Consider the following 12,354-nt stretch of genomic DNA (forward strand, 5'->3'; position numbering starts at 1 on the left):
ATAAAATTAGATAAAGGGGTTGCTTATATGTACTTGAATCCAAAACTTTCGTATATGCAGTTTTTTATGGGATTTCTATTTGTTATTACATTCATATTGGCAACTTTTAATATATGTTCTTATCTTGTAGCGATTGTATGTATGGCATTACTTAATCTCACTTTTGTTATTGGGGCATTTCAGCAGAAACAATATACAAGTTTTGTAATAGCACTTGTAATGTCATTTTCCTTTAGTATTGTAGCGATTGTGTTTTATATAAAATAAACCATCTCGATGTCGAGATGGTTTATTTTGTCATGTGTAAAAAGTAAAAAAAGGACGAACACATCGCCCTTTTTACCAAAACATACTCGCGCCAGCAAGTAATGTTGTTATAAGCATAGAAATTAGCATCACATAAACCATAATTTTTTGAGCTTTTTTATGCATCGTTATACCTCCTTGCAAATCAGTACAATTTCATTGTAACGAGAAATGAAATTATGGACAAGGGGAGAGTAAGGACAAAATTCGGGAAGGGGTTGCAAAATATAACAGGAAATTTGAGTGTGTGTAGAGAATATAGTAAAAGGGTATATTGTTAATTTTTAGTTGGGCAAGCTGAAGAATGGAGATACGATGATGAAAATATACGAAACAGATCGTTTATATTTAAAGGAAATTGATGAGTCGTATGCTGAAACAGTTCTTCAATATTACGACAGAAATCGTGAGTTTTTAAAAGCTTGGGAAGAGTATAGACCGGATGATTTTTTTACGCTAGATTATCAAAAGAAAAAGTTGCAAAAGGATAGCAAAGAGTTCGAAGAAGGGAAAATCATCAGACTATGGATTTTTAAAAAGGGTGATGATACGAAAATAATTGGGTGTATTTCATTTAATTTAATCGTTCGTGGCATTTATCAATCTTGTGTACTCGGTTATAAATTAGATAAAGCAGAGTTAAACAAAGGGTATACGACAGAAGCGCTTAGAAAAGCAATTCAAGTTGCTTTTGAGGGATTTCAGTTACATCGTATAGAAGCTCCGATTATGCCTCGTAATTTAGCATCTATACAAGTAGTGACGAAGATAGGCTTTCAATATGAAGGCGTGTCTAGGAAGATGTTAATGGTAAATGGCGTGTGGGAGGATCATATGCGCTGGGTATTGTTAAATGAGTAATAGAAAGCAGATGGTTATCTAGACATGTAAACCATCTGTTTTTTGTCTTGTATTTCGAAACTTTTGCGAAATTCTGTTATAATTAATAGTGTTACATACATAATGGTAGTGCAGGAGGCGCAGTCTTATGATTAATCAAGAACGTTTAGTAAATGAATTTATGGAATTAGTACAAGTAGATTCTGAAACGAAATTTGAAGCAGAAATCTGCAAAGTATTAACGAAGAAATTTACAGATTTAGGTGTAGAAGTATTTGAAGATGACACAATGGCTGTAACTGGTCATGGTGCAGGTAACTTAATTTGTACTTTACCAGCAACAAAAGATGGTGTTGATACAATCTACTTTACTTCTCATATGGATACAGTAGTTCCTGGTAATGGAATTAAGCCTTCTATTAAAGATGGATATATCGTATCAGATGGTACAACAATTTTGGGCGCGGATGATAAAGCTGGATTAGCATCAATGTTCGAAGCAATCCGTGTTTTAAAAGAGAAAAATATCTCTCACGGTAAAATTGAATTTATTATTACAGTCGGAGAAGAATCAGGTCTTGTTGGTGCAAAAGCTTTAGATCGTGAGCGTATTACAGCGAAGTATGGCTACGCATTAGATAGCGATGGAAAAGTTGGTGAAATCGTTGTTGCAGCTCCAACACAAGCGAAAGTGAACGCAATTATTCGCGGGAAAACAGCTCACGCTGGTGTAGCACCGGAGAAAGGTGTATCTGCAATTACTATCGCAGCGAAAGCAATTGCGAAGATGCCACTTGGTCGCATTGACTCTGAAACGACTGCAAACATTGGACGTTTTGAAGGTGGTACACAAACGAATATCGTTTGCGATCATGTACAAATCTTTGCAGAAGCTCGTTCTTTAATCAATGAGAAAATGGAAGCACAAGTTGCGAAAATGAAAGAAGCATTTGAAACAACTGCAAAAGAAATGGGTGGTCATGCAGACGTTGAAGTAAACGTTATGTACCCAGGATTTAAATTTGCTGATGGCGATCACGTTGTAGAAGTTGCAAAACGTGCAGCTGAAAAAATTGGTCGTACACCTTCTCTTCACCAAAGTGGTGGCGGAAGTGATGCAAATGTAATTGCAGGACACGGTATCCCAACAGTTAACTTGGCAGTTGGTTATGAAGAAATTCATACAACAAACGAGAAGATTCCTGTTGAAGAGTTAGCAAAAACAGCAGAATTAGTTGTTGCAATTATTGAAGAAGTAGCGAAGTAATAGAATAGAAAAAGCGTGTAAATCAATTGTGATTTACACGCTTTTTATTTTGATTCGATTGTTTTTACAAGGCGTATAAGCCAATACAAGAAAAATCATAGCAGTATATAATATTAGACGAGAGAAAAATCCAAACGTATTCATGTTGAAAATTGGAAGGAGTAAATAATTATGATGATTAATATAACTACAAGGAACATATAGTTAATTTCACCATAATCAGCCTCTTTCACATGTGTATCCTCTTTATATGGATTATAAAAAAGAACAAGTAATTATTATAACTATTGTGCAAAATTTGATATAATAAAAGAACGAACGTTCTGATTAGGGAGTGAGTACTATGCGAGAAATGTATCCGAAAAATGGTCGTGTAATTTTACATGTAGATATGAATTGCTTTTTCGCATCTGTTGAAATTGCTCATGATCCATCATTACAAGGAAAGCCATTAGCGGTTGCTGGAAATGAAAAAGAGAGAAAAGGAATTATCATAACATGTAGTTATGAGGCGAGAGAATACGGAATACGTACGACGATGCCCCTTTGGGAAGCGAAAAGGTTATGCCCGCAATTAGTTGTAAGGCGTCCTAATTTCACATTATATCGCGAAGCTTCATTTCAAATGTTTCAAGTCCTTTCCCGTTTTACAGAAAAGATACAACCAGTCTCAATAGATGAAGGATATTTAGATATTACAGATTGCTACGCACTTGGTTCTCCTCTTGAAATAGCAAAGATGATTCAACAAGCACTATTAACAGAGTTGCAGCTTCCGTGTAGTATTGGAATCGCTCCAAATCTTTTCCTAGCAAAGACCGCTTCAGATATGAAAAAACCACTTGGTATTACCGTGCTTCGAAAACGCGATATTCCAGAACTGATTTGGCCACGTCCAGTTGGAGCAATGCATGGAATTGGTGAGAAAACAGCTGAAAAATTAAATGATATTCATATACAGACAATTGAACAGTTGGCAAAGGGAGACGAGCATATCATTCGCGCTAAAATTGGCAAGCACGGTGTTGATTTGCAAAGGCGTGCAAAAGGTATGGATGATAGGGAAGTGGATCCGAGTCAAATGGGACAGCATAAAAGTGTCGGTAACTCGATGACTTTTTCAAAGGATATGGATGAAGAGAAAGAATTACTTGATATGTTAGAACGTTTATCAAAGTCAGTGAGTAAAAGGTTACAAAAGCGAACCCTTGTCAGCTATAATATTCAAATTATGATTAAATACCATGATAGACGAACAGTAACACGGAGTAAGCAATTGAAAAATGCGATTTGGGAAGAACGCGATATTTTTCAAGCAGCATCCCGTTTATGGAAGCAACATTGGGATGGTGATTCCGTTCGTTTACTAGGTGTTACAGCTACTGAAATAGAGTGGAAGACAGAATCGGTGAAACAATTAGATTTGTTTTCATTTGAAGAGGATGCAAAAAAAGAACCGCTACTTGCTGTCATTGATCAAATTAATGATAAGTATGGAACACTGCTTTTACAACGAGGTAGTCAACTACTACGTAAGCAAGAGAAGTCGTTTCAACAAAAGTTAGAAAATAAATTTATGTAGAAGGTGTCATGAAGTAGTAAAAATCATGACACCTTTCCTATTTAACTCGCTTCTAAATCTAAAGAAGTCTTCCATCCAGCTCCAGTAACGCCAGATTCTAATAGCATTCTACTTACTATTTTTTCAATTAAGATAGCTGCATTTGTCTTGCAATGTAATATAGCCTGTATACAAACTTTTTGATTAGAATCTACATCTTCACTATACAACTCTTTTAAACTGAGCCCTTCTGTACTTACCATATGCATAAGTAAAAAACGAATATGTGCTTCAGTTTCTTCTGAACAAGTAAGGGAAAGTAAGTAGTTCGTTTGTTCAGGTGATTCTTCTTTTGATTTTTTATTCATAAAAAGAGCAATTGGGCGAAGAAGTATATTTGCTAGTAACACGCCGGCTGCACCTAATATAGCTGCAACGAGGAAACCGGCGCCTGTAAGAGTACCGACAGCAGCTGCACACCATAAAGTAGCTGCCGTATTTAGCCCTCTAATACTAAAACCATCGCGGATAATAACGCCACCCCCTAAAAAACCAATGCCACTAACGACTTGAGCAGCAATGCGTGAGGGGCTAGCATCATGATCAAGCATGACGGATAATAAAACAAATATACAGGCACCAAGTGATACGAGAGCATTTGTCCGTAACCCAGCCATTCGATGTCTCCATTGTCTTTCCATTCCGATGCAAGCTCCTACAATAATTGCTATAACTAATCTGAATATAATGTCGTACCATACCATCATGGTCACCTCCATATATAAATATGTGTTATGTCTTTTAGAATGAGCGGGGAATACCCACTCATTCTTATTTTTACAACCAGCTATGAAACTTTTTAATATAAAGCTTTTTCAGGAATTGTGTTAAAAAAGCGTAGCCTAATAGTATTCCTACTAACCAAGGGAAGTAGCTAAGTGGCAATGCTTGTAAACCAACGGCTGCACCAAGTGGTGAGAATGGAATATAAATCCCGATTGCCATAATAAGAGCGGTTAATAAAACGACGGGTGTTGATGCAGTGCTTTGAATAAATGGAATCTTCTGTGTTCGTATCATGTGAACAATTAAAGTTTGAGTTAACAATCCAACCACAAACCAACCGGACTGGAATAATGATTGCTCGCTCGGTGTATTTGCGCCAAATACATTCCACATGACTACGTATGTGATAATATCAAATATGGAACTAATTGGGCCGATACAAATAATGAAGTTTCGTAAGTTTGCAGTATCCCATTTTCGGGGTTTTTCTAGAAACTCTTTATCCATTTTGTCCCATGGAATAGAAAGTTGTGAAATATCATAAAGTAAGTTTTGAATTAAAAGATGAATGGCAAGCATCGGTAAAAAAGGAATGAAAGCACTTGCTACTAACACGCTAAACACATTACCGAAGTTAGAGCTAGCTGTCATCTTAATATATTTTAAAATATTTCCGAATGTAGTACGTCCTTCTACAATCCCGGCTTCTAATATAGTTAAACTTTTTTCGAGTAGAATAATATCAGAAGCTTCTTTCGCAATATCAGTAGCAGTATCAACAGATATTCCGACATCAGCTTCACGTAATGCTACAGCATCGTTAATGCCGTCTCCCATGTAACCTACAGTGTGTCTGTTTCCTTGTAATGCGTGTATAATGCGAGATTTTTGCATTGGATTAAGCTTCGCAAATACAGTCGTTTCTTCAGCAAGTTTTGCTAATGCTTTATCTGGTAAAGAATCAATCTCGTAACCGAGGATTGGTTCGCCGATATCTAATCCAACTTCTTTACAAACTTTTCGTGTAACAATTTCGTTATCGCCAGTTAAAATTTTTACTTGTACACCATGCTTTTGTAATGCTTGAATTGCAGCTGCTGCAGATGGTTTCGGTGGATCTAAAAAGCCGATATATCCAGCGAGAATCATATCAGTTTCGTCTTTTACTGCGTACTCTTTATCATTTATGTTTCTATCTTTTTTATAAGCCACAGCAATAACCCGCATACCTTCACTATTCAATGTCTCGCTTAGTTTTTTGACATTTGAGCGTATTTCCTCAGTGAGTGTAACGATTTTTTTATCCACTTCAGTGTAGTTGCAAATTGATAAAATTTCTTCTACGGCACCTTTACAAACCATTGTATGTTCACCTGAAATATCTTTTACGATGACTGACATACGCCGGCGGGCGAAATCGAATGGAATTTCATCTAGCTTTTGAAAAGCTGATGGGTCAAATGTATTGTTTTCCTCTGTATGCTTAATAACAGCTTTATCTATTAAGTTTTTCAATCCAGTTTGATAGAAACTATTTAAATAGGCAAATTGCAAGACACGATTGCATTTATTTCCACTAGAATCTAAGTGACGAACAAGGACAACTTTATCTTCTGTTAAAGTTCCGGTTTTATCTGTACAAAGAATGTTCATAGCACCTAAGTTTTGAATAGAATTTAGCTGTTTTACAATTACTTTTTGTTTAGACATGTTAACGGCACCTTTAGCTAAATTAGCAGTTACAATCATTGGTAACATTTCAGGTGTAAGACCAACAGCAACGGCAATAGCGAAGAAGAAAGCTTCTTGCCAATCTCCCTTTGTGAATCCGTTAATGAGAAGGACGATAGGCGCCATAATAAGCATGAATGTAATTAAGAGCCAGCTTACTTTGTTTACACCTTTATCAAAGCTTGTTTCTACACGCTTTCCGATTACCTTATTTGCTAAAGAGCCGAAATACGTATCGGTACTTGTTGAGATGACAACAGCTTTTGCGCTACCACTTACAATATTTGTTCCCATGAAGCAAAGGTTTTCCATATCGAGTGGATTGTAATTTTTTTTCATGTTTTTCGGTAAGATATGCTTATTTTCTGTATGGTAGCAGTGTTCGTATTTTTCTATAGGAAGTGCTTCCCCTGTCAAAGAAGATTGATTAACAAATAAATCTTTAGCGGATACAACACGCACATCAGCTGGAACGATATCACCAGCTGAAAGGGAAATAATATCGCCAGGTACAAGCTCTTCAATTGGAATTTCTGTTGTGTAATTTCGATTTAAATTCGTTACATTTTTTGTTTCATGTACAAATCCATTTATTCTAAATACGCTCGCAGTTGTTCGAACCATAGCCTTTAACTTATCGGCAGCTTTTTGAGAACGAAATTCTTGGGAAAACCGAATCGTTGCACTAAGTAGTACCATTGCAGATACGACAATTGTTCCTTGTATGTCATCTGTGAAAAAGGAGAGTGCTCCAAGAGCTAATAAAACGAAAATAAATGGATTTTTAAATGCCAGCAGAAATTGAATGTACCACGGCGCCATTTTATTATGAGCTATTTCGTTCGGACCGTATAAAGAAAGTCTACGAGCCACTTCTTGTTTAGATAATCCATCTTGTGTTGTTTCTAGAAGTTTTAACGCAGAGATTACATCTTGTGTTGCAACCTCCACTAATAATTCGTTATTTGTTTTCATGCTATCTTGCTCATAAGCATGCTTTGTTTCTTGTCTTTGTAAATTAAACATCGGTAGTTCCTCCTCTGTCATGAAGGAGGAAACAATCTGTTACCTAACTAACTATTTGAAATGGTGAGGAACAGTTTCTTTCCTACCTACATGATGAAATATGAATGTAAAACGTATGGGTATCTGGGCCGAATCATCAATTGCCAACTGTTCCTCACCTCCGTACAATTTAGTAGTTTCTGAATATGCTATGTTTGTTTCATAGTAAGGTGCATATAGACGTAAAAAGACCTTTACTCAAAACGAGTAAAGGTCTGAATTCGCAGTTAAAAGAGTCCACAACAAAGACTGCTAGTAGACATAAATAAAAACAGTTTTTGTGTATGACAAAATACATGCACCTCTCCCTCGTTGAGTTTTAGCACTGTATAGCATAGGTACTGAAACCAGCTACGTTAAAAAAGGCCTTCATTCCGACCTTTCCTGTTGACCCATTGGCGTCTCTCGACATTTTTGGGCAGCAGCGTTTCTCTATACAGGAGCCTCACCTAACAGAGACCATATTCAATTACATGTTGAATGTTAGCACTGTAAAATCGTAGTGTCAATATCTTTTTTATCTGTGTTTTTAAAATATTAAATGGATTTATAATAGATATATGGGATGAAATACATGATATTAATTATAAATAATGTGGAAAATAAATATTTTTATAAAAGGGGAATTTGTAATGGTACCACAAAATTTTATTATAAATATTGAGAATCAAAAGTGGTTGTTTAATGAGCAGGAAGATTTATGTTCTCACGGGGAAATTTATTTAAATGTGGATGGAACGATTATTACACAAACAGGTATGGATGAGGAATGGGGAATAAGTGAATCAGCTTTAGCTCTGTTACGAACTTTAGATAAAGAATATATTTGTGATATTGAAAATGAAGAGGGGCTTATTTTGCATGGATGTGGCACTATGCTCATGTTAGGATGCCCAATTTCAATTCATTGGACTATAAACCATATAGGTGAAAATGTGGTTTTAAAGGATTTTGTCAAAGTTATTTCTACTGATCAAAAGGCTATATACTATGAAGGGCTTCATATAGAAGTAAATGAAAATGAATATAGAAAACAAATTCTTTCTTTTGCACTACAAGCAAAAGAATTATTCAATAAATCAAATGAAAAGATAATTTTAGATGAGTTTGATCAAAGTATGTATACAGACTTTTGGACGGAATATAATCATTTGCTAAATAAGTATAAATAAAAAAGCACTGTAACCAGTGCTTTTTTATTATAGATTACGAGATTGTAGGGTTTTCAAAAATAACAATCTCTGAACTGTTTGTAGTTGAAACGCGTTGGGCGTAATATGTTAAAGCTGAAGAAATATATGCTGGTAACGTATCATTTGTATGTGATGTTGTATATTCATGGATTAATTCCTTTAAAGTTGTCCATTCTAATTGTGCTGGGTGATCAGACACGAAAGAACTTACCCAGCGATCAAATGAAGATGAAAAATCAGTTTGTAAACGAAATACTTCTTTCATAATAAAACGCTCCCTTAAAATGTAGTATAATCATTTTAACACAAAACACGAACGATCGCTAAATTTTTTGAGTATAACGTTCGTGCTATATAGTTGTCTAGATGATTGGTTATGTAAATTCAATTTGCCATTTGAAATAACATTCCGTAAGATGAGAGATAGAGTATATTTAGAGCTGGAGGAAAGAAAGTGGAATTTGTATTTTTAGGAACTGGTGCAGGTGTTCCTTCAAAAGGAAGGAACGTTTCAGCAATTGCTTTACAATTGTTAGAAGAACGAGGACAAACTTGGTTATTTGATTGTGGCGAGGCCACGCAACATCAAATATTACATACATCTGTACGTCCGCGCCGCATTGAAAAAATATTTATTACGCATTTACATGGCGATCATATTTTTGGATTGCCTGGTTTATTAGGTAGCCGTTCATTTCAAGGAGGAACTACGCCTTTAACGGTGTATGGACCGAAAGGAATTAAACAATTTATTGAAGTGGCATTATCGGTAAGTACGACACATGTGAAATATCCACTTGAAGTTGTGGAGATAACAGAAGAAGGTACCGTATTTGAAGATAATGAATTTTATGTAGAAACGAAAAGATTGTCACACGGTATAGAATGTTTTGGATATCGTATTGTAGAGAAAGATATACAAGGTGCTCTTTTAGTTAATAAGTTGCTTGAGATGGGTGTGAAACCAGGTCCAATCTTTAAACGTTTAAAGGATGGAGAAGTAGTTGAATTAGAGGATGGCACGATATTAAATGGAAATGAGTTTATCGGCCCACCTCAAAAAGGAAGAATTATTACTATCTTAGGTGATACGCGATATTGCGAAGCGAGTAGGGAGCTTGCGCAAGATGCAGATGTACTTGTCCATGAAGCGACTTTCGCAGCAGAAGATGAGCAACAAGCGCATGATTATTTTCATTCCACATCTAAGCAAGCTGCGAGCATTGCACTTCAGGCAAATGCGAAGCGATTAATCTTAACTCACATTAGTTCTCGCTATCAAGGAGATACATATAAGGAATTATTGAAAGAGGCAAGAGAGTTGTTTGCTAATACAGAAATAGCGACAGATTTGAAATCATTCCCAGTAGAAAAATAATAATTTTGTAAAAAATGGTAACGATGGGTTACCATTTTTTTATGTCTAAAAAAATTTAAAAATAAAACTGTTATTATTTTATACTTATACTTGGATGATACAGAAAATTAGAATGGTTTGAATATATACGATAAAAATACGAAATAATGATTATTTAGAAAAACTGTTATATAAGTCAGATGACATACAAGTGATACAAATAGCAGGAATGGACTTTTATTCAGAACTTTTAAAATTCAACAAAAGTAAGCGTTTTATAAAAAACAAGCTATAATGAGGGCAGATTATAATTTATGATAAGTCACATGCTTTTTAGTTATTATCGTAACAAGTGAAGTTGACTAAACCATGAGAGAGTAACATGAGAATTATAATAGGAAAGATATCGCTTGTTTATGCTATCCTTGCAATGGCTTCTGTGTTAAACTTTGGATTGCTACCAGACTTTATTGTGGATTATCTTATATCATTTTTTAATGAAAATAATGCTAAGATTCTTATGTATTATTATAACTGGTATTATTTCAGGTTATATTGGATTACTTTTATTTAAAAATTATCCAATTCATACAGCAGAACAAATTCGTGGTACAACTGGAAAAGCGACAGATGTAGCAGGTTAATAGAATAGTAGAATAAATTTTTGCATAGAGGTTTAGGGGGAGTTATGATGAAGTATCGCTCAGTATTTGATATTATCGGTCCAGTTATGATTGGACCATCAAGTTCACATACAGCAGGCGCGGCAAGAATGGGGCAAGTTGCTCGCCAGCTGTTTCGTCATGAACCAGAAAGAGTAAGCATTTCGTTATATGGATCATTTGCAAAGACGTATCGAGGGCATGGTACGGATGTAGCACTAATCGGTGGAATATTAGGATTTGAAACAGATGACTTACGTATTCCAGAGGCGCTAGAAATAGCAAAAGAGCGCGGAATTGAAGTGGAATTCATTGAAGAAGATGCCAATGCACCTCACCCAAATACAGCGAAAATTCGTTTGTATAAAGGTGAAGAAGAAATTGAAGTTGTTGCTTGCTCAATTGGTGGCGGTAAAATTGAAGTTGTAGAATTAAACGGATTCGATCTTCAATTATCAGGCACAAGTCCAGCACTACTTATTGTAAATAACGATCGCTTCGGTGCTATTGCAGCAGTAGCTTCAATCCTTGCGAAACATGAAATTAACATTAGTACAATGAGTGTTTCTCGTAAAGAAAAAGGAAGAAGAGCGCTTATGGTCATCGAAACAGATGAATTATTAGCAGATGAAGTGATTGAAGAAATAAACGCGCAACAAAATATTTGTCAAGTAACTATTATGGAATAATTGCAGGGGGGACACACCATGTTTCGGAACGCAGCGGAACTAGTGGCGCAAGCTAAAGAACAAAATGTAAAAATCGCAGAAATTATGATTCAATGTGAAATGGAAACAAGAAGTATTTCACGTGAAGAAGTAATTGCTGGTATGGAAAAGAACTTAGTCGTGATGGAGCAAGCAGTAGAACGTGGTATTCGCGGAGTGAAATCACCAACTGGTTTAACTGGCGGAGATGCTGTAAAAGTTCAGGCGTATATGAATAGCGGAAAAGGCTTATCTGGAGATACGATTTTGGACGCGGTGAGTAAAGCTGTTGCAACAAATGAAGTAAACGCGGCGATGGGAATTATTTGTGCAACACCAACAGCAGGGTCTGCTGGAACAGTGCCAGGTGTACTGTTTGCACTGCAAGAAAAATTAAAACCGACACGCGAAGAGATGATTGAATTTTTATTTACAGCAGGAGCTTTCGGTATGGTTGTTGCGAATAATGCTTGTATTTCCGGCGCGGCAGGAGGTTGCCAAGCTGAAGTAGGTTCAGCAAGTGGAATGGCAGCAGCAGCTGCAGTTGAGATGGCTGGTGGAACGCAAGATCAAGCAGCTACAGCGATGGCGATTTCATTAAAGAATATGCTTGGTTTAGTATGTGATCCTGTTGCAGGACTTGTAGAAGTACCTTGTGTAAAACGTAATGCAGCAGGAGCTGCAAATGCGATGATTTCAGCAGATTTAGCATTAGCTGGTGTAACGAGTACAATTCCATGTGATGAAGTAATTGAGGCAATGTTTAGAATCGGACAAACGATGCCAGTAGCACTTCGTGAAACAGCTGAAGGTGGACTTGCAGCAACGCCGACTGGTCGTCGCCTGCAAGAAGAGATTTTTGGGAAGAACAATAACTAA

At 36.1% G+C, this 12,354-nt stretch carries 13 protein-coding genes and 1 riboswitch; of the genes, 9 read left to right on the forward strand and 4 right to left on the reverse strand.

Going from position 1 to position 12,354, the window contains the following annotated elements:
* Positions 1 to 27 precede the first annotated feature (27 nt).
* Positions 28 to 267 carry a DUF3894 domain-containing protein gene (locus tag BM089_RS12915; RefSeq protein ID WP_000281167.1) on the forward strand — a complete coding sequence of 80 codons (240 nt, stop codon included), beginning with the start codon at positions 28 to 30 and terminating at the stop codon, positions 265 to 267.
* A 72-nt stretch (positions 268 to 339) separates the two neighbouring features.
* On the opposite strand, the gene prli42 is transcribed toward BM089_RS12915, so the two are convergent.
* The gene (gene prli42, locus BM089_RS31080; RefSeq protein ID WP_175495688.1) at positions 340 to 432 is read right to left on the reverse strand and encodes a stressosome-associated protein Prli42; all 93 of its coding nucleotides are present in this window, start codon (positions 430 to 432) and stop codon (positions 340 to 342) included.
* A 189-nt stretch (positions 433 to 621) separates the two neighbouring features.
* Here prli42 and BM089_RS12925 point away from each other — a divergent pair, with 189 nt between their 5' ends.
* From BM089_RS12925 to BM089_RS12940, 3 genes are all read left to right on the forward strand, one after another.
* Positions 622 to 1,167, forward strand: coding sequence for a GNAT family N-acetyltransferase (locus BM089_RS12925; protein ID WP_100910393.1), 546 nt, complete (start codon positions 622 to 624; stop codon positions 1,165 to 1,167).
* A gap of 127 nt (positions 1,168 to 1,294) precedes the next feature.
* A complete protein-coding gene (locus BM089_RS12930; RefSeq protein ID WP_000609816.1) occupies positions 1,295 to 2,413 on the forward strand; it encodes a tripeptidase T in 1,119 nt (372 codons plus the stop codon).
* A gap of 343 nt (positions 2,414 to 2,756) precedes the next feature.
* Positions 2,757 to 3,995 carry a DNA polymerase IV gene (locus BM089_RS12940; protein ID WP_025118230.1) on the forward strand — a complete coding sequence of 413 codons (1,239 nt, stop codon included), beginning with the start codon at positions 2,757 to 2,759 and terminating at the stop codon, positions 3,993 to 3,995.
* Between the two features lie 41 nt (positions 3,996 to 4,036).
* On the opposite strand, the gene BM089_RS12945 is transcribed toward BM089_RS12940, so the two are convergent.
* Both BM089_RS12945 and mgtA read right to left on the reverse strand, forming a co-directional pair.
* Complete coding sequence (locus tag BM089_RS12945; protein WP_000262339.1) at positions 4,037 to 4,738, reverse strand: MgtC/SapB family protein; 702 nt, start codon at positions 4,736 to 4,738, stop codon at positions 4,037 to 4,039.
* A 73-nt stretch (positions 4,739 to 4,811) separates the two neighbouring features.
* Positions 4,812 to 7,517: a magnesium-translocating P-type ATPase gene (mgtA, locus tag BM089_RS12950; protein WP_000482681.1), complete on the reverse strand. Its 2,706-nt coding sequence runs from the start codon at positions 7,515 to 7,517 to the stop codon at positions 4,812 to 4,814.
* A 335-nt stretch (positions 7,518 to 7,852) separates the two neighbouring features.
* Positions 7,853 to 8,020, reverse strand: a riboswitch (M-box (ykoK) riboswitch).
* A gap of 168 nt (positions 8,021 to 8,188) precedes the next feature.
* On the opposite strand from mgtA, the gene BM089_RS12955 reads away from it, so the two are divergent.
* Positions 8,189 to 8,728, forward strand: coding sequence for a hypothetical protein (locus BM089_RS12955; protein WP_090977103.1), 540 nt, complete (start codon positions 8,189 to 8,191; stop codon positions 8,726 to 8,728).
* A 34-nt stretch (positions 8,729 to 8,762) separates the two neighbouring features.
* Here the strand turns inward: BM089_RS12955 and BM089_RS12960 are convergent, their stop codons facing one another.
* Positions 8,763 to 9,014, reverse strand: a complete 252-nt coding sequence (locus tag BM089_RS12960) for a DUF3932 family protein (RefSeq protein WP_000665709.1) — start codon at positions 9,012 to 9,014, stop codon at positions 8,763 to 8,765.
* 189 nt (positions 9,015 to 9,203) lie between these two features.
* On the opposite strand from BM089_RS12960, the gene rnz reads away from it, so the two are divergent.
* The 4 genes from rnz to sdaAA all read left to right on the forward strand — a co-directional run bounded on the left by rnz (position 9,204) and on the right by sdaAA (position 12,354).
* The gene (rnz, locus tag BM089_RS12965; RefSeq protein ID WP_090977105.1) at positions 9,204 to 10,127 is read left to right on the forward strand and encodes a ribonuclease Z; all 924 of its coding nucleotides are present in this window, start codon (positions 9,204 to 9,206) and stop codon (positions 10,125 to 10,127) included.
* A 485-nt stretch (positions 10,128 to 10,612) separates the two neighbouring features.
* The gene (locus BM089_RS31365; RefSeq protein WP_000943432.1) at positions 10,613 to 10,750 is read left to right on the forward strand and encodes a hypothetical protein; all 138 of its coding nucleotides are present in this window, start codon (positions 10,613 to 10,615) and stop codon (positions 10,748 to 10,750) included.
* A 47-nt stretch (positions 10,751 to 10,797) separates the two neighbouring features.
* Positions 10,798 to 11,457, forward strand: coding sequence for an L-serine ammonia-lyase, iron-sulfur-dependent subunit beta (gene sdaAB, locus BM089_RS12975; RefSeq protein ID WP_000877448.1), 660 nt, complete (start codon positions 10,798 to 10,800; stop codon positions 11,455 to 11,457).
* Between the two features lie 18 nt (positions 11,458 to 11,475).
* The gene (gene sdaAA, locus BM089_RS12980; protein ID WP_000489464.1) at positions 11,476 to 12,354 is read left to right on the forward strand and encodes an L-serine ammonia-lyase, iron-sulfur-dependent, subunit alpha; all 879 of its coding nucleotides are present in this window, start codon (positions 11,476 to 11,478) and stop codon (positions 12,352 to 12,354) included.

The organism is Bacillus sp. 5mfcol3.1 (assembly GCF_900114335.1).
GTDB lineage: Bacteria > Bacillota > Bacilli > Bacillales > Bacillaceae_G > Bacillus_A > Bacillus_A thuringiensis_S.